Source organism: Xanthomonas sp. NCPPB 2864 (assembly GCF_056675615.1).
Window position 1 is genome coordinate 145,029 of record NZ_JBWWVS010000008.1, and the last position, 19,954, is coordinate 164,982.

General features: G+C 65.7%; 18 protein-coding genes. 10 read left to right on the plus strand and 8 right to left on the minus strand.

The window, feature by feature from the left end; all coding sequences use genetic code 11:
* Positions 1-319: 319 nt before the first annotated feature.
* The 3 genes from AC1KVE_RS16565 to AC1KVE_RS16575 all read left to right on the plus strand — a co-directional run bounded on the left by AC1KVE_RS16565 (position 320) and on the right by AC1KVE_RS16575 (position 2,571).
* Positions 320-496, plus strand: a complete 177-nt coding sequence (locus AC1KVE_RS16565; RefSeq protein ID WP_158506677.1) for a hypothetical protein — start codon at positions 320-322, stop codon at positions 494-496.
* A 108-nt stretch (positions 497-604) separates the two neighbouring features.
* Positions 605-1,705: a DUF3182 family protein gene (locus tag AC1KVE_RS16570; RefSeq protein ID WP_481092649.1), complete on the plus strand. Its 1,101-nt coding sequence runs from the start codon at positions 605-607 to the stop codon at positions 1,703-1,705.
* Complete coding sequence (locus tag AC1KVE_RS16575; RefSeq protein ID WP_046344865.1) at positions 1,705-2,571, plus strand: alpha/beta hydrolase family protein; 867 nt, start codon at positions 1,705-1,707, stop codon at positions 2,569-2,571. Before AC1KVE_RS16570 ends, AC1KVE_RS16575 begins: the two co-directional genes overlap by 1 nt.
* A 118-nt stretch (positions 2,572-2,689) precedes the next feature.
* Here the strand turns inward: AC1KVE_RS16575 and AC1KVE_RS16580 are convergent, their stop codons facing one another.
* Both AC1KVE_RS16580 and fabR read right to left on the minus strand, forming a co-directional pair.
* Positions 2,690-3,502: a hypothetical protein gene (locus tag AC1KVE_RS16580; RefSeq protein ID WP_102251070.1), complete on the minus strand. Its 813-nt coding sequence runs from the start codon at positions 3,500-3,502 to the stop codon at positions 2,690-2,692.
* Positions 3,503-4,126: 624 nt separating this feature from the next.
* Positions 4,127-4,774, minus strand: coding sequence for an HTH-type transcriptional repressor FabR (gene fabR / locus AC1KVE_RS16585; RefSeq protein WP_016902665.1), 648 nt, complete (start codon positions 4,772-4,774; stop codon positions 4,127-4,129).
* Between the two features lie 93 nt (positions 4,775-4,867).
* Here fabR and AC1KVE_RS16590 point away from each other — a divergent pair, with 93 nt between their 5' ends.
* Positions 4,868-5,944 (plus strand): ferredoxin reductase, encoded by a 1,077-nt coding sequence (locus AC1KVE_RS16590; protein WP_054591258.1) that lies wholly within the window; start codon positions 4,868-4,870, stop codon positions 5,942-5,944.
* Positions 5,945-5,953: 9 nt separating this feature from the next.
* Positions 5,954-7,078, plus strand: a complete 1,125-nt coding sequence (locus tag AC1KVE_RS16595) for a fatty acid desaturase family protein (RefSeq protein ID WP_215825015.1) — start codon at positions 5,954-5,956, stop codon at positions 7,076-7,078.
* A gap of 313 nt (positions 7,079-7,391) precedes the next feature.
* Here the strand turns inward: AC1KVE_RS16595 and AC1KVE_RS16600 are convergent, their stop codons facing one another.
* Positions 7,392-8,951, minus strand: coding sequence for an EAL domain-containing protein (locus AC1KVE_RS16600; protein WP_481092650.1), 1,560 nt, complete (start codon positions 8,949-8,951; stop codon positions 7,392-7,394).
* 383 nt (positions 8,952-9,334) lie between these two features.
* Between AC1KVE_RS16600 and AC1KVE_RS16605 the strand changes: the two genes are divergently transcribed.
* Positions 9,335-9,511, plus strand: coding sequence for a hypothetical protein (locus tag AC1KVE_RS16605; RefSeq protein WP_046344854.1), 177 nt, complete (start codon positions 9,335-9,337; stop codon positions 9,509-9,511).
* A 623-nt stretch (positions 9,512-10,134) separates the two neighbouring features.
* On the opposite strand, the gene AC1KVE_RS16610 is transcribed toward AC1KVE_RS16605, so the two are convergent.
* The 3 genes from AC1KVE_RS16610 to ubiK all read right to left on the minus strand — a co-directional run bounded on the left by AC1KVE_RS16610 (position 10,135) and on the right by ubiK (position 12,740).
* On the minus strand, positions 10,135-10,644 hold the full coding sequence (locus AC1KVE_RS16610; protein WP_046344852.1) for a lipocalin family protein: 510 nt from the start codon (positions 10,642-10,644) through the stop codon (positions 10,135-10,137).
* A gap of 281 nt (positions 10,645-10,925) precedes the next feature.
* Entirely contained in the window at positions 10,926-12,446 is a 1,521-nt protein-coding gene (locus AC1KVE_RS16615) for a YifB family Mg chelatase-like AAA ATPase (RefSeq protein ID WP_481092651.1), read from the minus strand.
* A 15-nt stretch (positions 12,447-12,461) separates the two neighbouring features.
* Positions 12,462-12,740 (minus strand): ubiquinone biosynthesis accessory factor UbiK, encoded by a 279-nt coding sequence (gene ubiK / locus AC1KVE_RS16620; RefSeq protein ID WP_481092652.1) that lies wholly within the window; start codon positions 12,738-12,740, stop codon positions 12,462-12,464.
* 191 nt (positions 12,741-12,931) lie between these two features.
* Here ubiK and AC1KVE_RS16625 point away from each other — a divergent pair, with 191 nt between their 5' ends.
* Positions 12,932-13,270, plus strand: coding sequence for a P-II family nitrogen regulator (locus AC1KVE_RS16625; RefSeq protein ID WP_016904463.1), 339 nt, complete (start codon positions 12,932-12,934; stop codon positions 13,268-13,270).
* Positions 13,271-13,719: 449 nt separating this feature from the next.
* Positions 13,720-15,702, plus strand: coding sequence for a glycoside hydrolase family 84 protein (locus tag AC1KVE_RS16630; protein WP_481092653.1), 1,983 nt, complete (start codon positions 13,720-13,722; stop codon positions 15,700-15,702).
* A gap of 352 nt (positions 15,703-16,054) precedes the next feature.
* Here AC1KVE_RS16630 and AC1KVE_RS16635 read toward each other — a convergent pair whose 3' ends face one another.
* Positions 16,055-16,729: an RIO1 family regulatory kinase/ATPase domain-containing protein gene (locus AC1KVE_RS16635; RefSeq protein ID WP_065048527.1), complete on the minus strand. Its 675-nt coding sequence runs from the start codon at positions 16,727-16,729 to the stop codon at positions 16,055-16,057.
* Positions 16,730-17,292: 563 nt separating this feature from the next.
* On the opposite strand from AC1KVE_RS16635, the gene AC1KVE_RS16640 reads away from it, so the two are divergent.
* Both AC1KVE_RS16640 and AC1KVE_RS16645 read left to right on the plus strand, forming a co-directional pair.
* A complete protein-coding gene (locus tag AC1KVE_RS16640; RefSeq protein ID WP_481092654.1) occupies positions 17,293-18,102 on the plus strand; it encodes an outer membrane beta-barrel protein in 810 nt (269 codons plus the stop codon).
* A 196-nt stretch (positions 18,103-18,298) separates the two neighbouring features.
* Positions 18,299-18,910, plus strand: a complete 612-nt coding sequence (locus AC1KVE_RS16645) for a PH domain-containing protein (protein WP_046344822.1) — start codon at positions 18,299-18,301, stop codon at positions 18,908-18,910.
* Positions 18,911-18,998: 88 nt separating this feature from the next.
* Here AC1KVE_RS16645 and speE read toward each other — a convergent pair whose 3' ends face one another.
* Entirely contained in the window at positions 18,999-19,856 is an 858-nt protein-coding gene (gene speE, locus AC1KVE_RS16650) for a polyamine aminopropyltransferase (RefSeq protein ID WP_024939717.1), read from the minus strand.
* Positions 19,857-19,954 lie beyond the last annotated feature (98 nt).

Sequence of the window (19,954 nt, forward strand, 5' to 3'; positions counted from 1 at the left end):
CTATTCAACGCACTGCAGTGGTGCGTGCTTAACTGGTCAGCTTGCATTTGCGCCTCTACACGCTACGTATGCAGGCAATGTCTCGCGAGAACTGCAGTTGTGATCGAAGCCGTAGCGTCGTGCTGAGCAATAGCCAGCAATCGATTGCATTGGCTGCAATGTCGGCAATCGAGGTGTGAGACTTGCCATCGCGTATCGGCTGGTGGCTGCATTGATGAGCGAGAAAACGCCTGCGCAATGCCGCAATTTACGGAAGATTCTGAATCGTTCCACACTTGTGTAACGTCTGATGCTTAGGATGTGGGATGACTTTAGGGAGATGAGAGTACTCAGGATGCAGGACAGCGAAAGCAGCCGTAAGCCGCAAGCCGCCAGCGGTACCTCCGAAGCACGCGTGTGGTGGCATGCCTTGGTGGAGCTACGAGGGGGACGTGTCGCCATCAGCTTGATCGTCGTCCTTGCGATCGTGTTTGCGTTCTATCTGACGCTGAAATAAGCCGGTTCTCCCGGGCATCGCATAGCGCTGCATCAATGCCCGCGTGCGTCTCAACTGTTTGAACAAGCCAGCAACGGCACGCGGCTCGACGCTGCGAGGGGAGACGTGATGGCGCACAGGCAGTACTGCCGGGTCGTGGGGCATGTCACGCGTCCGGTGCCCGAGGACGGTCATGAGCGTGCCACGCACGCCTGGGTCTGCGGCGAAATCGCACGCTTGCTGGGCGTGCGCGGCGCAGGGCACGCCGGTGACTTCAAGCATGCTGTCCCTGAGACCGTGTTTCATGTGCCCGATGAGACCTTGACCTCGGAACAGGCGCATGGACTCGGTATCGATGACGCGGCGGATTTGCTGGGCGGCATCGTGCCGCATGCCTTCCTGGCGACCAAGGTGATCGGCCACCCGCTCATTGCCGACCATGCAGCCAGCATCGCCGGATGGAACCAGACGCTGGCCACTGCACTGATTCCGGCCACATTGGCGGGCTATACGGTATTTTCGCGCATCGATGCCCTGCGTACATTGGAGCTCCTGCTTCCGGATGGCGGTGTGCGACTGAAGCTGCCGACTGGCGTGGGTGGCAACGGCCAATGGCGTATCGCCGGTGCAGCGCACCTCGCGCAGGTGCTGGACAGCCTGCCGGAGCATTATTTGCGCACGCATGGCGCGGTGCTGGAGCGCAACATCCTGCAGCCCGTGACGCATAGCGTGGGCGAGCTCTGCCTTGCGGGTGTCCAGATTGCCTATTACGGCACGCAATGCAGCGTGCGCAACATGCAGGATGAAGAGGTCTACGGCGGCTCGTCGCTGCATGTGTATCGCGGATCGCTCGAGGCACTGGCCGCGACCGCGCTTCCGTCGCTGCAACAGCGCGTGGTCGAGCAGGCCTGCAGATACGATCGATTCATCACCGCCGCCTATCCTGGGTTGCACATCTCGCGGCGCAACTACGACGTGGTCAGTGGCGACGACGGGCAGGCCGGTCCGGTCTGCGGTGTGCTGGAGCAATCCTGGCGGGTCGGCGGCGCGACACCGGCCGAGCTTGCCGCGATCTCCAGCTTCCAGGATGACGCCAGCTTGCAGTGGGTGCACGCATCCACGCATGAGATCTATCAGGGCGAACCGCCCGCGGATGCGCAGATCTACTACCGCGCAGAGCGCGCCGGGCCGGGTCCGCGCTTCAAATACAGGAGGGTATCCACCCCATAATGGAAGCCAAACTTTCCAGCATCCAGATCCCGGTCGACCAGGACGAACTCAGCGGCACCTTGCTGACGCCCACCGGCATTCCCGCGGTGTTGTTCGTCCATGGTTGGGGCGGCAGCCAGCATCACAGCCTGGTGCGTGCGCGCGAAGCGGTCGGCCTTGGCTGCATCTGCATGACCTTCGACCTGCGCGGTCACGAAGGCTATGCATCGATGCGCCAGAGCGTGACACGCGCGCAGAACCTGGACGATATCAAGGCCGCCTACGATCAGCTCGCTGGCCTGCCGTACGTCGATCCGCAGTCGATTGCGGTGGTCGGGCTCAGTTACGGCGGCTACCTGTCGGCATTGCTGACGCGCGAACGCCCGGTGGAATGGCTGGCGTTACGCTCGCCCGCGCTCTACAAGGACGAGCACTGGGATCACCCCAAGGTGAGCCTCAACGCCGATCCGGAGTTGATGGACTACCGGCAACGCGTGCTGACCCCCGACGACAATATCGCCCTGGCCGCCTGTGCCGATTACAAAGGCGATGTGCTGTTGGTGGAGGCGCAACACGATGTGATCGTGCCGCATCCGGTATTGCGCAACTACGCCAATGCCTTCGTCAATGCGCGCTCGCTGAGCGCGCGCGTGATTGCCGGTGCCGATCACGCATTGAGCGTCAAGGAACACCAGCAGGAATATACGCGCACGCTGATCGACTGGCTGACCGAGATGGTGGTCGGCCGGCGCATCGCCCTGGCCAAGGAAGTGGTGGCCGCGCGCAAGCACAGGCTCAAGCAGCAGAGCGATGCGCTCTCCTCGCCGGGGCAGGGCACGAATGAATTCCGTGGCGATATCCGTGCGGTGGAGAACAGTTCCAGCTGATTCGCGCGTTGGCTAGAACGCCTCGTGCATGGCAGTGCTTTCCACAAAGAAGAACGGGCCCGTGGAGCCCGTTCTTCTTCCAAGACTTCAACCTGGCTCGGCGCCAGGCCGTATGAGCTTAGACGCGCGGGTCGGTCGGGTTGCGACGTGCCGCATCACCGTGATGCTCGGAATCGAAGGCTTCGCGCACTGCGTGCTTGGCCTTTTCCCAGCTCAGGCGCGAGTTGGACTTGAACCGGTCCCAGCCGTCGCCCAGGTCGCGTTCCAGATGGTCGTCCCACTGGCGGCCGGCGTGTTGCTGACGCGCCTGCATGCCATAACGATAGGCCGGACGATAATCGTCATAGGAATACTCGGCATCGCGATAGCTCGCGCTGTCGAAGCGGCCTTCGTAATGCGTGTCGCCCTCGCGATAGACGCTATGGGTGCGATCGGCGCGCTCCCAGGCATCGCGCGCAGCAAGGCGCGCTTCTTCCCATTCCAGCCGCGATTCGCCGCGATTGCGCGGCCACTCGCCGGCCAGGGTCGCTTCGGTTTCTTCCCAGGTGCTGGTTGGGCGCGTTTCGCGCGCCTGCAGGCCGAAGCCGTACACGGTGGCGTAATCGCGGTCGTAATCGGTGCCTTCCTTGTAGTAAGGACGGTTCTGATATTCCTGGCGCCAGTATTCGGTTTCCACTGTCGGGTCCAGGCGCTCGGCCACGCCCTTGCCGGCTGCAGCGCCGGCCACCACGCCCACCGCAGCGCCGATCAGGGTGCCCAGCGGGCCGAACACCGTACCGGCCAGCGCGCCTGCGGCAGCGCCGCCTGCAACGCCGCCCACACCCACGCCTACCGGATGCGAACCGGGTGCGCCGGAGATCGGATCACGATTCAAATCCTGTGCTTCGGCCTTGCGTTCCTGCTTGTCGAGAGGGGTATCGTGGTTGCTCATGTCGTCTCCGGGGTGGCTGTAGGTGCGTCTGTCGAGCAGATCGCGAACGTGGCGCCACCTTGGCCAGCGAGGAGTGAAACGCGTGTGCTTGGACGTGAGTGCCGTCGCGACAAGACTGAACTGTGCATCTGTCGGTATGGATGAGGTCGCTGGCGCCAGCCTGCAATATCGCGCTCAAGCAAGCTTGCACTGCAGGTGTATTGATTTATCGAATGGCCTTACGTGGTTGGTGTGTACGGATAATCTGTACCAAGAGGTCAGCCGATAACGCCAAGCGTATTTCTACAAAGCGGTGGCCTTCAGAAGATGCGGCCGTATTGCCCCGCAGGTCATCGAAATGCCTTCGAAAGCAGGCACTACAGATGTTTCAGCGATCGCTATTTCTGGCTGGCTGTGCGAAACGCAGTACCTGCGGCCATGTCGATGCACGGGCGCTTGAACGATGCTCGACGCGGCAACGCAGGTGGACGATGCCAGCATGACCACAAGGTCATTGACGCGATGACAGTGCAGACGTGCGATGCAATCCATCCGCAGCCAGCCGGGCTGCAGCCCTCAACACTCAACGCTCGAGCATCATCGATGAAAGCGAGGCAGGCACGCCGCTTCCAACGTCAACCACGCTCACCCGCCGTGTGTGCCCAAGGTACGTGCGCCGGTCAAGATCATGCGCAGCATCTGCGAGATCTGTTCGATCAGCTCGGGATCTTTTTCCGGCGGCGAGTCCATCGCCACCGCGCCCATCGCAAATACCAGCCGGGTGATCGCCTTGGACACCAGCGCCGGTGCATGCAGCTTGGCATTGTCGGCGGCGGCCAGGCGAATCAGGTCCACCCGCAGCTCGTCTTCGAAATAGCTGAGCTCGCGCTCCACGGCCTGCTTGAATGCATCCGAGCCCACCGCGCCTTCGCGCAGCAGCACATGCAGCAACTTGTCGTCGGCGCGCAGCTGCTCCATGAAGGCTTCGACCGACACGCGGATGACGCTGCGGTCGGTGGAGGTGGCGCGCTGGCGGGCCTGGCCGATGATGGTGCGCAACGAACGCCCGGCCAGATCGATCAAGGCCACCGCCAGCTCGTCCATGTCGCGGAACTGGCGGTAGAAGCTGTTCGGCGCGATGCCGGCTTCGCGTGCCACCTCGCGCAGGCTCAGCGTGGACAGGCTGCGATGCGGTCCGATCAGCGACAGCGCCGCGGCGATCAGGTCCTCGCGTGAAATCGCCGGCTTGCGTGACGGCGGCGCGTCTTGGGAAGGCAGGGCGATGGAGGTCATGAGGCAGCAGCTAGGCGTGGGCCTGAATCATAGCTCCTCTGATCGATATACAACTGTATACACGGCTGTGCATGCATGCGTATAGTGCAATCCATGAACCTGGCATCTCCTCCCAAGTCCAAGTCCCCATTGCCGACGCGTCTGGCGCGCCGGCTGGTGTCGCCGCAGCTGTTCGACTTCTGGGCGACCCGGCTCAACCCGCTGTGGACGCTGGAACGGCCGATGGCCCGCCTGGTCGCGCGCACGGCCGCCAGCCGCGACGCGGTGACCCTGGTGCTGCGGCCCAATGGCCACTGGCAGGGCCTGCAGGCCGGCCAGCACGTGAGCCTGGGCGTGGAGATCGACGGCCGCCGCCTGCTGCGCAGCTATAGCCCGACCGTGCTGGCCGATGGCCGCCTGGCGATCACCGTCAAGGCGATCGAGGGCGGTCTGGTCAGCCGCTACCTGGCCGGCGCTGCGCCGATCGGGACGGTGGTGTCGCTGGATCCGGCCTTCGGCGACATGCTGCTGCCGACCACCCCGACGCCGCTGTTGCTGCTTGCTGCCGGCTCGGGCATCACCCCGATGCGCGCGCTGCTGCAGGCCGCCGCGCAGGCCGGCATGCCGATGGACGTGGACCTGCTGTACTGGGTGCGCCAGCGCGACGAAGCCTGCTTCGTCGACGAATTCGAGGCGATGGCCGCCGCCCATCCGCGCTTGCGCGTACGGCTGCTGACCACCCGCGAAGGCGCCACGCCGGCGGCGCGCATCGATACCTATCCGTTGCAGCAGATCGCCGATCTCTCCAGCCGTCACGTCATGGTCTGCGGGCCGGGCGGTTTCGTGCAGGCGGCGCGTGCACGCCTGCAGGGCCGCGTGGCCGCGTTCCAGGCCGAAGCCTTCAGCGTGCCGACGCTGGAAGACGGCGAAACCGGTGACGTGCAGGTCCAGCTGTCACGCAGTGGCCGTACGCTCAGCCTGCCGCGCGGCCAGTCGCTGCTGGAAGGGCTGGAAGCGCAAGGCCTGCGCCCGAAGTACGGCTGCCGCATGGGCATCTGCAACAGCTGCGCCTGCGCGCGCCAGTCCGGCACCACGCGCCACCTGTTGACCGGTGAGCGCAGCAACGAACCCACCGCACAGGTCCGCCTGTGCATCAGTGCCCCGAGCACTGACCTGATCCTGGATCTGTAAGGAATCTTCATGAGCCGAGTCCATAACCGCGCCCTGTCCGCTGCCGAACTGCAGTCCTTCGGCGACGAGCTCGATGCCATCCGCGCCCGCGTGCAGAGCCAGGTCGGCGCCGCCGATGCGCGTTACATCCGCCGCATCGTGGCGGCGGTGCGCTGGACCGGCGTGGCCGGTCGCGCGCTGCTGTTCCTGGGCGCGTTCGTGCACAGCGTGCTGATCCCGGCCTGGATCGCCGGCGTGGTGCTGCTGACCCTGTCCAAGATCCTGGAGAACATGGAGCTGGGCCACAACGTCATGCACGGCCAGTACGACTGGATGGGCGACCCGCAGCTCAACGGCAACACCTACGAGTGGGACATCGTTGCCACCGGCGACAACTGGCGCAAGACGCACAACTTCAAGCACCACACCTATACCAACGTGCGCGGCATGGACGACGACATCGGCTACGGCCTGCTGCGCATCTTCCCCGAACAGCGCTGGCGCCCGTTCTACCTGCTGCAGCCGTTCGTGGCGGTGTTCTTTGCGCTGCTGTTCGAATGGGGCGTGGCCATCCAGGACCTGCGCCTGGGCCGCTGGTTCGCCGGCAAGATGAAGGCGGCCGAATTGCGCGCCTCGTTCCTGCCGGTCGGCCGCAAGATGGGCCGCCAGATGCTCAAGGACTACATCGTGTTCCCGCTGCTGGCCGGCCCGTTCTTCCTGACCGTGCTGCTGGGCAACCTGGCCGCCAACGTGCTGCGCAGCATCTGGACCTTCGTGATCATCTTCTGCGGCCACTTCACCGCCGATGCGGAAGTGTTCCCGAAGGAGTCGATCCGCAACGAGTCGCGCGGCCATTGGTATCTGCGTCAGCTGCGGGGTTCCTCGAACCTCACCGGTGGCAAGCTGATGAACGTGCTGTCGGGCAATCTGAGCCACCAGATCGAGCATCACTTCTATCCGGACCTGCCGGCCAATCGCTACGCGCAGATTGCGGTCGAGGTGAAGCAGGTCTGTGCGCGCTACGGCCAGCACTACAACACCGGCTCGCTGCCGCGTCAGTTCGGCCAGGTGATGTGGCGGATCGTGCGGCATGCGTTCCCGAGCCGGCCCAAGCCGGTACGCCGCCAACGCGAAGGCGCCTTGCAAGGCGCCTGATCGAAAGGGCCGCCATTGGCGGCCTTTTTTTTGGGTGCAGTCAGTCCCTGCAGGATCGCCACACGAGATTGCACCTTGCCGGGTGCTCGGCATCGGTGCTTGCGGCAGGGGTGAACGCAAAGCGGTAGCGCCAGCTCGGGCAACACGCGTTCGGGCAATTTGAGCTTGCGTGCGGGCGAGATCAGTACCTGCGCTGCGATTCGAGCATGCCGTGCGCGCACAACGTTTATCGCGGTGCCTGGATCGCCGTGGCCGTTGGTCGACTACGCGTCCTGACGGTCCAGGTCAGTGCAGGGCGCCGTCCCGGCGCCGGTCAGTGCGCAGCGCCGCGCATCAGTGCGTGGTAGGCGATGAAGCCGGTAGCCGGCAGCGCGCGCGAGAACAGCCAGCCCTGCGCCAGATCCACGCCGTGCGCGCGCAGGTAGTCCAACTGCTCCTGCCGTTCCACGCCTTCGGCAATGGTGCGTAACTGCAGCGTCTTGGCCATGTCGATGATGTGCGAGGTCACCGCGCTGGTGGCCGAATGGGTGCCGATGGTATCCACGAACGACTTGTCGATCTTCAGCGCATCCAGCGGCAATCCCTGCAGGTACTGCAGGCTCGAGTACCCGGTGCCGAAGTCGTCGATCGACACCGTGTGGCCGGCACCGCGCAAATGGGTGATGGTGGTGCGTGCCGCTTCGATGTCCATCAGGCTGCGTTCGGTCGCCTCCACCCACAACTGCCCGCTGTCCACACTAGTGCCGTGCAGCGCCTGCGCAAGCACGGTCTGCACACGGCCGCTCTTGATGTCCTCGGCAGAGACATTGATGGCCACGTGCAGGGAGGGGTCAGCCGCCAGGGTGGGGCCGAGGTCGCGGATGACTTCGGCCACCACCAGGTCGGTGATCGGCAGGATCAAGCCGCTTTCTTCGGCCAGCGGGATGAAGGCATCGGGCGGGATCAGCACGCCATCGGGTTGCTGCCAGCGCACCAGCGCCTCGGCACCGACGCAGGCACCGGTGTCCAGCGCGATGATCGGCTGGTAATGCACGACGAACTCGTTGCGCTGGACGGCGATTTCCAGCCGTGCCAGCGGCGACAACCGCCGCCGCGACACCCAGATCACCAGGCTGACCAACAGCAGCGCCAGCGCAATGCCGACCGGCACCACCTGCAGCCGTGCGGCTGCCAGCGGCCCCCGTAGATAGGCCGCCGGCTCGGTGACGACCGCGGCCCAGTCGCCGCGGCGGTCGCGGCCGGACAACACCTGGGCATCTGCGCGGGTGCCGGAGGCGTCGGTCGGCGCTGCGATCAACAGCCGCTCGGCGGCAGTGCCGGTACTGCTCAGTATCTGTCCGTCCGGCGTGCCGATCGCCAACTGCAGGCCGGGCGGCAGATTGATGTCGGTCAGCGTGGTCGGATTGATCAGGACGTTGTAGTCGCGCAGTTGCAGGGCCATCAGCGGGTGTTGCGGATTGGCCAGCGGACGCAGCCGCGTGGTGACCGCAATGCCACGCTTGACCACGAAGTCGGCAGCGGTGTGCGCAACCGCCTGCGGCGATGGCCCCCATGAGGTACAGCGCAACCGGCCCTGCTGCATGTAGCCGAGTTCGACGATGTAGTGACTGGCCAGTACCAGTGCGCGCATCTGCGCCAGATGCGACTGCGAGCAGGGCGGCAGCTGCGATGCGCCCATACTCAGGAGCGCGCCATGGGCCTCGTCGAAGGCAGTGTCGGTGCGCCGGATCGACAGCGCCGCGAGTTGCGCGAGTTTGCTCTCCTCGCGGTCCAGCGCCAGCCGCCATGCCAGATAGTAGGACAGGCTGATCGGAAGCATTGCGCCCAGCAATACCAGCAGCACGGTCAGACTGATGATGCGTTGACGCTTCACCTCACCACCCACATCTGCGTGGAGGGGTGCTCACGCACGACAGCCCGTGCAGAGCGACGCTGACGCGTATCGCCCCGCCACTGGCGCAGCCTGCCGGTGCCGCACGCGGACGTGCCGCGCGAGGACGCTGGAGACAGTGACGGTGGACTGATGAGGCTGCACGTCGCGAATGTACGACAGACGCGCGGGTTGCGCGCGTCCGCGGAGCGAAGCAGACGTGATTTTCTGCAAACGACGATGCCGGCAGGTGTGGCAATCGGCCTCGTCGACGGATTCACGCGCCTGCACCAGGCGGCGCGCTAGGGTCGAAGTGTCTGTGCTCCCAAGCGGGAGCCACGGCGCCACCCGGCCCCGTGCAAGGCACTCTCCCTGGAGGAATCACCATGACAACGCAGAAAGAACGCGTCGGCGGCACCGATGCAGTGCCGATCTTCAAGATGCAGGAAACCACCCGCGATGGCGAGCTGACCAAGTACGTGGTCGGCGACACCGGCGTCGCCTTCGACAGCCTGGAAGGCGCGCAGGCTGCGGCCAAGGATCTGGGTGCGCTCGACGGTTGAGTCGGGCTGCAGTCCGGCCGCCAGTCGTCCAATATCAGATAGGCGAGGGGGGTAGGTCGAGGGTGCGGCGCCCTCACCGCTTGCGGGACACGCCGTGAATCCGTCCGTATAGGCTCCCTGGCGGCATTGATGCCGCCAAGGGTCCCGCAACCGGCGGGGGTCCCGCACTAGCGAGTTGGTCGGCCGCTTTCTCCAAAGCGTGTTCCTGAGCTTGTGGCGGGCAGACGAGACGTTTGTCGATTGCGCGTTGAACACCTGTGTGCTGCGCGGCTTGGGATGGGAAGCCGGGGGCACATGCAGTGATCCGACCAACCATGTCTTGCCCTGCTTGCCCCATGCACACCGACCATCTCGACTGGTCCTTGCCTGCCTAACGTCGCGGGACCTTACGCGGCACGGATGCCGCGTAAGAGCCTACAGGCATGTACTTGCAGCGTGTCCCGCGATGGTGGGCGGGCAAGGGCCCTGCAGCCAGGCCACAGATCAGCCGCTCTAGAGTTGGTCTGGCTCTACGGTCGAGCTATCCGCAACCCCGATCCCCAAAGACACAAGCCATTCGCTGGCCGAGGAAGCGTGCCCAAGCGAGAAACGTTGAAAGCTGCTTTGTCGGCTTGGCGTCGCTGTCAGGGAAGTGGCTGCTCGGTCAGTCGCCCGGTGTGCGGGGTGTGGATCAGCGGGGCCAGATCGAAGCCCTGCTCGCGCGCATGCGCCAGATAGGCCTGGGTGGTGTTTTCGTCCAGTTGCGGCAGCCTTGCCAGCAGCCACAGGTACTTGCGGTCGGGTCCGCCGACCAGCGCGGCGGTGTAGTCCGCATCGATGCGCATCACCCAGTAATCGCCTTTGGTGAACGGAATCCAGCGCAGGCCTTCGGGCAGGAAGGTGACCTCCAGTCGTGCATTGCTGTCGTCGATGGCGCGCGCTTCGCCGATCGCTTCTTCCAGCTCGCCCTCGGCGGTCAGGCAGCGGTTCTGCACCCGCACCGTGCCATCGTCCTGCAACGAATAGTGCGCCGACACATCGGTGCAATCGGCATCCTCGAAGCGAATCGGCAGCCGTGCGATTTCGTACCAGGTGCCCAGATAACGATTCAGATCCAGGGACGGGACGGTGACTAGGTCGGGAAGTCGGCTCATGACGGCCTCTGCGCAATGGGAAGGCGGACGTTGTACGTGCATCGCCATGAAATGGATGTTGCGACGCTGGAGAGAGCGTGTGGATGTATCGGCGAATGCTGTGCCGCCGGATGGAAGCACGCGTACGCGCCCTGCCGACGAACCGGCAGCAGATAACCCTTCGATGGAGACAGCGATCGATCGCATTGCCGTCTGGAATTCCTTAGCGTCCTAACGAAACTGCGCGGCATCGTCGTACGGTGGACCACTGCCACCACGTTGAGGCGTTTGGATCGGCGCTGCTACGCCGCGCTCGCCGTGCCGATGGCGCGATCCAGTTTGCGGTAACCAATGGCCTCGGTCAGATGCCGGGTGGCAATGGCCGCACTGCCGTCGAGATCGGCAATGGTGCGGGCCACGCGCAGGATGCGATGCATCGAGCGTGCGGAGAGCTGCAGGTGTTCGATGGCGCGTTCCAGCAGCACCTGATCGTCGCCTTCCAGGCGGCAGTGGTCATCGGTCTGTGCCTGATCCAGGTGAGCGTTGGGTGCGCCGGCACGCGCGAGTTGCCGTTGGCGTGCGGCGACCACGCGGGCACGCATGCTGGCGCTGTCTTCGCCGGGATCGCCGCTACGCAAGGCCTGCGGAGGCAGTCGCGGCACTTCGACATGCAGGTCGATCCGGTCCAGCAACGGGCCGGAGATGCGGCTGCGATAGCGGCGAATGCTGTCGCTGCTGCAGCGGCAACGCCCGCTACCATCGCCGGCCCATCCGCACGGGCATGGGTTCATGGCAGCAACCAGCTGGAAGCGTGCGGGGAAATCCACGCTGCGCGCGGCGCGCGAGATCGTCACCAGGCCGGATTCCAGGGGCTCGCGCAACACTTCCAGCGTCTGCCGTTGCCATTCGGGCAATTCGTCCAGAAACAGCACGCCGTTGTGGGCCAGCGAGATCTCGCCCGGGCGCGGATGCGTGCCGCCCCCGACCAATGCGACCGCGCTGGCAGTATGGTGCGGAGCCCGGTAGGGCCGCTGCCGCCAGCGCGCAAGATCCAGCCCGCGGCCGCTGACCGAGGTAATGGCTGCGGTTTCCAGTGCCTCGGCCTCGCTGGATTCCGGCAACAGGCCGGGCAGGCGCGAGGCGAGCAGGGTCTTGCCGCAGCCAGGGCTGCCGACCAGCAATAAATGGTGACCACCGGCAGCGGCGATCTCCAGCGCGCGACGCGCGTGCGGCTGGCCGCGCACATCGGCCATGTCGGGCAGCGCGCGCGCGCCGAGCGCCGGAACCGCCACTTCGGCAGCTGGCGCCGGTTGGCTGCCGTTGAGCGCGGCGCAGACTTCCAGCAGCGTACGCGCGGTGAAGGCCTCGACGTGCCCGGCGACAGCCGCTTCGGCACCATTGACTAGCGGCACGATCAGCCGTCGCCCGGCCTGCGCGGCAGCCAGGGCGGCCGGCAGCACGCCATCGACGCCGCGCAATTCGCCGGTCAGCGCCAGCTCGCCGAGAAACTCGTAGTCGGCAAGGGTTTGACGATCGATCTGCCCGCTGGCGGCCAGGATGCCGAGGGCGATCGGCAGGTCGAAGCGGCCGCCTTCCTTCGGTAAGTCGGCCGGGGCCAGGTTGATGGTGATGCGCCGGGCGGGAAATTCGAATTGTGCGCACAGCAGCGCCGCACGCACGCGTTCGCGCGATTCGCGTACCGCAGCCTCGGGCAGGCCCACGATCTGGGTGGAGGGAAGCCCGCCGGAGAGATGCACCTCCACCCGGACCTCAGGTGCATGCACCCCCACGCGGGCACGGCTGTGCACCAGCGCCAGACTCATGGTGGAGGGCCCTGGTCAGGGAGCGGCAGGTGGCGCTGCGGGCGGCGTCGCGGGCGCGCGGGCTTCCAGCGCGGCCAGGGCCTGCTCCAGCGCGTCGAGTTTCTCGCGCGTGCGCAGCAGCACCGCGCGCTGCACGTCGAACTCTTCGCGGGTGACCAGGTCCAGCTTGCCCAGGCCGGCCTGCAGCGCGCCCTTGAAGGTGCTCTGCAGTTCTTCGCGCGATTGGCGCAGGCCCGGCGGCACCAGGTCGCTGAGGCGGCGGGCGAGGTCGTCGAGCTGGTTGAAATCGATCATGGGTGTTCTCCGCAGGTCCGTAGGAAGCCTAGTGCAGGCCGGGACACGCGGGACATCGGCAAGGCAGTCGGCAGGCGGTAAGGATAGTCCCATTCGACTGTCGGCCGTGGTGACGGCCGCGCGCCACGGGGTGAGTGTTACGGCCGTCCACGGTATGCTGCGCGCCCTGTCATGCCGCTGGATCTGCACCGATGAAAATGATCATGGCCATCGTCAAACCGTTCAAGCTCGACGATGTGCGCGAAGCGCTCGCCGGCTGCGGGGTGGCAGGCATCACGGTCACCGAGGTCAAGGGCTTCGGGCGCCAGAAGGGGCACACCGAGCTGTATCGCGGTGCCGAATACGTGGTCGATTTCCTGCCCAAGGTGAAGATCGAAGTGGCGGTGACCGACGACCAGGCCGAGCGCGTGGTCGAAGCCATCGTGACCGCGGCCGGGACCGGCAAGATCGGCGACGGCAAGGTGTTCGTCTACGACCTGGGCAGCGTGGTGCGCATCCGCACCGGCGAGCTGGACAGCGACGCGCTGTAAGGCGTCAGCGGGCAGCGCCTTTGGCCGCTGCTGCGCCGTTGGTACTCAGGCGATTGGCCGATTGCTGAGATACCGCACCCGTCATCGCCCGATTGCCGCGACACAGCGCCACGGTGTCCACCACTGCGTCGTGGGTCACCGTTCGCCGTGGGTAGGCGGCATCTGGCATCGACGGCCGACGCGTCTGCGAGACGGTGCCCCGTGCGCAACCTCATCCGGGGCAGTTGGCCCGCGACATGACCCGAGCGGTACCACGCCCACGCGTGTGCTCATACCATTTCAATACCGCAGATCAAATCCGGCGCCTGAGGCCAGCAGCGGCCTCAGCGTTGTGCCGTCACGCAGCCTGCCGTTCTGCTCTGAAATGTCGTGAGGCCGGGCCCGCTTGTCGCCACGCGACGACTTGCCTACTCTAGGGCCTAATACCATTTCAATACCGGAGTTCGGGGATGAAGCGACGCGATAGGAAGTCGGGCTTGCGCCCGCTCTCGCTCTGGCTGGCAGCGGGCCTGGCAGCGGCAACCGTCCCCGCGCTGGCACTGCCAGTCACCCAGCCGGCGATCTTCCCCACGCCGGTTTCGATCACGCTGCAGGGCGGCACCGTCACGCTGGGTCAGTCAGTGGTGCTGGTGGCGGCGCCGGGTGCGGATCCGGAATCGGTCGCGCTGGTACGCCGCATCCTCGCTACGGCCGGCGTCACCAAGATCGCCACCGCGGCGCGTCTGCCAGCCACGCTCGACCGCCCGCACATCGTGCTCGGCACCGGTGAGGCGGCAGTGGTGCGCGATGCGCTGACACGCAGCAAGGCGATGCAGGACACCCACAAGGAGGGCTATACGCTCGCCAGCGTGGCGCTCGGCACCGGCAGCCTGATCACGCTGGCCGGCCATGACAACGACGGGCTGTTCCATGCGGCGCAGACGCTGCGCCAGCTGGTCGAGCGCCCGGCCATTCCGACCCTGGCGATCCAGGATCATCCGGCGATGCCGATCCGCGGCACCATCGAAGGCTTCTACGGCGCGCCATGGTCGATGGCCGACCGTAGCAAGCACATCGAGTTTCTCGCCCGCAGCAAGGCCAATACCTTCATCTATAGCCCCAAGGACGACCCGTACGCGCGCGACCGCTGGCGCGAGGCATATCCGGCCGCCACGCTGAAGGCGCTGGGCAAACTGGCGGCCACCGCCAGGCGCAACCATGTCGACTTCGTCTATGCGATCTCGCCGGGGCCGACGGTGTGCTTCTCCGATCCGGCCGATGCCAAGGCGCTGCTGCGCAAGTTCGATGCCTTCCGTGCGCTGGGCGTCCGCAGCTTCTACGTGGCGCTGGACGATATCGAATACACCAAATGGAACTGCGAGCGCGACAAGGCCACCTTCGGCGCGTCCGGCGCGCAGGCGGCCGGTATCGCGCAGTCGCATCTGCTCAACCTGGTGCAGGCCGATCTGGTCGCCCGCCACGATGCAGCGTCGGAACTAATCATGGTGCCGACCGAGTATTACGACGCCAAGGAAAGCCCGTACAAGGAAGCGCTGCGCAAGCATCTGGACCCGAAGATCGTAGTGCAGTGGACCGGCACCGACGTGGTGCCGCCGGCCATTTCCATTCCCGATGCACGCGCGGCGACCAAGGCGTTCGGCCGCAAGACGCTGCTGTGGGACAACTACCCGGTCAACGATTTCGAAACCTCGGCCGGGCGCCTGCTGATGGCGCCGTATGCGCGCCGCGAGGCCGGCCTGTCGGCGGAGTTGTCCGGCATCGTCTCCAACCCGATGAATCAGGAAGTGCCCAGCCGGGTGGCGGTGATGGGGCTGACCGCCTTCGCCTGGAACGACACCGGCTACGACGCCCAGCGCACCTGGCATGCGGCCGCACGCGACCTGGCCGCTGGCGACGCGCAGGTGACCGCCGCGCTGCTGACCTTCTTCGATACCCAGCATCTGGCGCCGACCTTCGGCAGCCAGCCGTGGCAGGAACAGGCGCCGCGGCTGAAGGCGGTGCTCGACCAGGTGCGCGAGACGATTGCCTTGGGCGATGCGGCAGCGCGCAGCCAGGCCATCGCCGAGCTGGCGCGTACGGCCGACGCGTTCGCGGCTGCGCCGCAGACCATTCGTGCAGGCGTGGCCGACAAGGGCTTTGCGGAACAATCGCGCCCCTGGCTGGAGGCGATGGAAGGCTGGGGCCGCGCGCTGCAGCAGACCGCAGCCGGGCTGGATGCCGCCAATCGCGGTGACGCGCAGGCAGCAGTTGCGTTTGCCGATGCCAAGCGGATCGCCGCCGACGCCGCGGCGATCCCCTCGATCCCCGACGCCACGCGCTTCGGTGGTCCGGTCAAGATCGCCGATGGCGTGCTGGACCGCTTCGTCGCCGACGCGCCGCAATTGATCGCCTACCGCGCGCCGTCGACAGCCAAAGCGGCCGGCGCGCAGTGAGGAGCCGGGGCGGCGACCGGACGACCGGCTAGTCGCCTGGAGGGCGCCGCCGGTGCACGGCATCGGCGCGTGACCCTGTCCACTGTGGTTTCCCCGCGCCGTTGCGCACCGCCTGGCGATTGCTCGCCAGGAAGATCGGCGCACGGTGGCATCGGGATGGCCAGGCTTGCAGCCCGGTGGGAGTGGCCCGCGTCGCCGGATCAGCACGCGGGACGCAGATCGATATGCGTTGTTGCGCAGGTGCCAACGCCGGTGCTGAATGCAGGGCGCTGTTGCACGTCACCGGCCAGGCATCGCGCCCGGCGCGCGCTGCATTGGCGGCGGGTGGCCGTGGCCTGCCGGTCAGCGGGTTTCAGTCGGCACTGGTTGGCTGCGCATCGCGCTTCAGGTGCCGATACAGCCGCTTCCAGCTGCTGCGGATGGTGCGTACCCAGCGCGGCTCGGCGCTGCGTGCGGCCTCGTCGGCGGTCGGCGCGATCCCGGCCAGGCGCTGGCGCATCTTCTGGAAATTGGCCAGGTCGCTGCGCTGCAGTTGCCGCGCCAGCGTGCCGCGCCGCAACCAGCGCGGGAAGCGCCAGGCCGAGGTGAAATCGATCAGCACCGGCACGCCGGCACTGATCACCACATTGGTGCCGTGCAGATCATTGTGGGTGATGCCGACGGCGTGCAGGCGGCGCAGCGCCTGCTGCAATTGTTGGAACACTTCCTGGCCGACCACCGCACTGGCGCTGAGGGTGTCGCCGGGGATGAACTCCATGCCCAACGCCAGCCCGCCCAGCGTGCCGAGCAGGGCCGGCGCGTGCCGCCAGCCGTGCAGGCGGGCCAGCATCTTGGCCTCGTGCCGCACCATCAGCCGCGCGATCGGCGCCAGCAGCGTACGGCGGTAGCGGCTGTAGTCCTTGACCACCGCCAGCTGCCCATCCAGATGCGTGCGATAGACGTTGGGCTCGAGCAGCCGGGTGCCCTGCTTGAGCAGCACGGGCGTGACGATTTGCAGGCTGGAGGTGTCCAGCGGCTGGTAATGCATGGCAAGTCTCCGGACCTTGGCGGCGCGGAGGAATCACGCGTCTGGCAGGTTCACGATGATCGCGGGGGATCGGTGCGGTGAATTTTAGAACTTGCGAGTACTGAAATTACATTTGTTTAACAAATGTAATGTTCCGGGAGTGGAACGGTTCGAAGAATCAATAGGTTGCCGCGTCAGCTGCGGTCAATCTTGTCGATACGTCCTTACGACGCGCTGCCTTCAGCAGGCGTGCGTGGAGCGCAGCGCACGCCGCACCCGTCGGCAGGAGCGCTTGTCGGGGCGGCTGGCCGCGCACTGTGCGCACCGATGGTCAGCGATCACAGCCCTTCTTGACAGCTTCTGAGACTCGATTCACTGTGCCGGCTGCGGTCAGGGGGCTGCATCACACGTCAGTACCGGCACGTCCACGCGGACGATGCCTGAAGCCGAGTACGCGCACGATCCGGTGATGCTGGGAAAGCCCCCGAATGGGACAGCAACTGCGCCACTTCCGGACGCCGCCAGGTCATGCCTGCGTGCGCATGGATGCGGGGACGATGGAGGACGACTCATTGGGGAATGCAATGAAAAGGACCGCAACATGGCTGTTGGCCTGCACGGCGCTGGGCTGCGTTTCCGACGCGGCCGCACAGTCGTTGTCGCGTGGCTGGGACACCTATCGGCAACAGCAAAAGCAGCAGGCTGGCACCCAAGGGGCCACCGCACCGGCAGCGCCACCGTCCGGCCCGTCGCAGGACGGTACCGCCGCAGGACAGACGGCAGTGCAAGCCAGTGCAGCCGGCGAAACCGGCGGATTCACCACGGTGACGGCACAGACGCCTGCAGTGGCGGCACCGCCCGCACCGGCGCCTGCCTACGTTGCGCCTGCACCACGCCAACAAGAGCCGCGCCTCAAGAGCGGCATGTTCTTGGGCGCGCAGGCCGGCGACGCCAAGGTGTTCGAGGGCAACAAGCAGGACATGGCAGGTTTCAACGTCGGTTACCGCTGGCGTGCTGGTCCGGTCACGCTGGTGGGCATTGAAGTGGCCACCGGAAAGGTCGACGGTTCGAAGGATGCGGATGGCTTTGTCGTCATTCCGACAGTGGACTTCGGCAGCATCGGCGCAACGGCGCGCTTCAACTTCGGCAATACCCCCGTGTTCGCCTTGGTACGCGCGGGCTATTGGGGCGGCGAGGCAAAAGGCGAGGATTACACCGAGCGTGTCTACGGCGCATATCTGGGTGCGGGCCTCGGTGTGGATATCGGCAAGCATTTCAGTCTGAGCGCCCTCTATACCAACTACCTGTACGCCGACGAGTACTACGACGACTACGAAGACATCACCATCAATCGTGCCGAAGTGCTGAGCGTCGGCGCCGAAGTCCGCTTCTGAGTCGGCGATAAAAACAGCGTTGTGCACGCAGCAAGGCGGATGGCGACATCCGCCTTGTTGCCGTTGGGGCTGTATGAAGCGCTCAGTGATCCGGTACTGCGCACGCTTGGTCGGAACGCTGATCGGGACCACGAAGGCACGGATGTGGTGTCATACAAGACAACGCTGCGGCGCAGGCGATCACGACGAGGAAGGTATGGAGGTCTTTACGCAATTCCTGACCGATGAGCAGGATCCGGTGGCCGTGGGCAAGATCCTGCCCAAGGTGAACGAGCTGCTGACGCGGGACGAGCAGGTCGAGTACATCGCAGTGCAGAAGAAAATGGTAGTGAACCTGTCGCCGGCCGCGGTGGTGCTGACCACTCGCAGATTCATCGTGGTGCACCCCACGCTGTTCGGGATGACGTTTCGCGATGTCCCCTGGCGCGAGGTGCTCGACGTGCACATGAGCGAGCAGATGCTAGGAGCGACGATCATGTGCCGCACCACGCAAGGCGGCTACCTGTCCATCGACAGCCTGCCCAAGAAGCAGGCCCGGCGGGTCTACGCCTATGCGCAGCAGGTGGAGGAATCGGCCTACGAAAAGCGCCAGCAGCTGGAGTTCGACAAGTTGCGCGCATCGGCAGGTGGCGTGGTGGTGCACGCACCCACCGCGCAGGGCAGCGCGTCCTCGTCACCGCAGAGCACGGCAGCGGCCGCGGACGATCCGATCCAGGTGCTGAGCAAGCTCAAGCAACTGCTGGATGCGGGACTGGTGACCCAGGAAGAGTTCGACGCCAAGAAAGCCGAGGTGCTGGCGCGGTTGTAGCGCGCTCTGCACAGTTGCCTGGCCTGGCCGCGATTACTGGCGCGCCGCCCGCATCCGCTGGCGGCGCGCTACGATGCGTAAGCCGCGCTTACTCGCCCAGCGCCTTGGCCACGAACGGCGGTGCGACCAGCACGCCGGTATGCAGGTGCGCGGTGTAGTACAGCGTCTCGAAGCCCTTGGCCTGCGCAGCGTCCTGGCGGAAGGCGAAATCGGCGTTGGCCTGCTTGCTGGCCATGGTCACGCTCCACCAGCCGGTCGGGTAGCACGGCTGCGGGAACGGCAGGGTCTTGAACGACTGGAAGCCGGCCTTGCCCATTTCGGTCCGCATTTCCTTGATCAGCTCCAGCAGCGCCAGCGGCGATTCGGACTGCTGCACCAGGATGCCGTCGTCCTTCAATGCCTTGAAGCAGCTCTCGTAGAAGGCCTTGTTGAACAGGCCCTCGGCCGGGCCGACCGGGTCGGTGGAATCGACGATCACGATGTCCACGCTGCCGGCCGGGCAGTTGGCCATGTAGGCCACGCCGTCGTCGAACAGCAGCTCGGCGCGCGCATCGTGGTTGGAATCGCACAGCTCGGGGAAATACTTCTCCGACATGCGGGTGACCTGCTCGTCGATGTCGCACTGGGTGGCGCTTTCCACGCCCGGGTGCTTGAGCACCTCGCGTAGGGTGCCGCAGTCGCCGCCGCCGATGATCACCACGCGCTTGGGCGCGGCGTGGGTGAACAGCGCCGGATGGCTGATCATCTCGTGATAGAAGAAATTGTCGCGGCTGGTCAGCATCACCGCGCCGTCGATCAGCATCAGCTTGCCCCAGTCGGTGGTCTGGTAGATCTCGATCTTCTGGAACGGGGACTGCACCTCGTCCAGCTTGCCGCTGATGCGGAAGCCGATCGCCGAGCCGGTCGGCTGGAAATGTTCGATGTACCAGTTGTCGTTGGCGCTCATGCAAGGTCCTGAAAGATGGGGCTGTTCCTTCTCCCACTTGGGAGAAGGTGGCGCGAAGCGCCGGATGAGGGTCGGGCGCAGCCGCGCACAGGCAAGCT

What these genes read in the sequence shown, in the direction of transcription:
- AC1KVE_RS16595 (WP_215825015.1), top strand. Translation starts at nt 5,954, where the DNA reads ATGAGCCGAGTCCATAACCGCGCCCTGTCCGCTGCCGAACTGCAGTCC.
- speE (WP_024939717.1), bottom strand. Translation starts at nt 19,856, where the DNA reads ATGAGCGCCAACGACAACTGGTACATCGAACATTTCCAGCCGACCGGC.
- fabR (WP_016902665.1), bottom strand. Translation starts at nt 4,774, where the DNA reads ATGACCTCCATCGCCCTGCCTTCCCAAGACGCGCCGCCGTCACGCAAG.
- AC1KVE_RS16580 (WP_102251070.1), bottom strand. Translation starts at nt 3,502, where the DNA reads ATGAGCAACCACGATACCCCTCTCGACAAGCAGGAACGCAAGGCCGAA.
- AC1KVE_RS16565 (WP_158506677.1), top strand. Translation starts at nt 320, where the DNA reads ATGAGAGTACTCAGGATGCAGGACAGCGAAAGCAGCCGTAAGCCGCAA.
- AC1KVE_RS16575 (WP_046344865.1), top strand. Translation starts at nt 1,705, where the DNA reads ATGGAAGCCAAACTTTCCAGCATCCAGATCCCGGTCGACCAGGACGAA.
- AC1KVE_RS16615 (WP_481092651.1), bottom strand. Translation starts at nt 12,446, where the DNA reads ATGAGTCTGGCGCTGGTGCACAGCCGTGCCCGCGTGGGGGTGCATGCA.
- ubiK (WP_481092652.1), bottom strand. Translation starts at nt 12,740, where the DNA reads ATGATCGATTTCAACCAGCTCGACGACCTCGCCCGCCGCCTCAGCGAC.
- AC1KVE_RS16640 (WP_481092654.1), top strand. Translation starts at nt 17,293, where the DNA reads ATGAAAAGGACCGCAACATGGCTGTTGGCCTGCACGGCGCTGGGCTGC.
- AC1KVE_RS16605 (WP_046344854.1), top strand. Translation starts at nt 9,335, where the DNA reads ATGACAACGCAGAAAGAACGCGTCGGCGGCACCGATGCAGTGCCGATC.
- AC1KVE_RS16630 (WP_481092653.1), top strand. Translation starts at nt 13,720, where the DNA reads ATGAAGCGACGCGATAGGAAGTCGGGCTTGCGCCCGCTCTCGCTCTGG.
- AC1KVE_RS16635 (WP_065048527.1), bottom strand. Translation starts at nt 16,729, where the DNA reads ATGCATTACCAGCCGCTGGACACCTCCAGCCTGCAAATCGTCACGCCC.
- AC1KVE_RS16625 (WP_016904463.1), top strand. Translation starts at nt 12,932, where the DNA reads ATGAAAATGATCATGGCCATCGTCAAACCGTTCAAGCTCGACGATGTG.
- AC1KVE_RS16610 (WP_046344852.1), bottom strand. Translation starts at nt 10,644, where the DNA reads ATGAGCCGACTTCCCGACCTAGTCACCGTCCCGTCCCTGGATCTGAAT.
- AC1KVE_RS16590 (WP_054591258.1), top strand. Translation starts at nt 4,868, where the DNA reads ATGAACCTGGCATCTCCTCCCAAGTCCAAGTCCCCATTGCCGACGCGT.
- AC1KVE_RS16645 (WP_046344822.1), top strand. Translation starts at nt 18,299, where the DNA reads ATGGAGGTCTTTACGCAATTCCTGACCGATGAGCAGGATCCGGTGGCC.
- AC1KVE_RS16570 (WP_481092649.1), top strand. Translation starts at nt 605, where the DNA reads ATGGCGCACAGGCAGTACTGCCGGGTCGTGGGGCATGTCACGCGTCCG.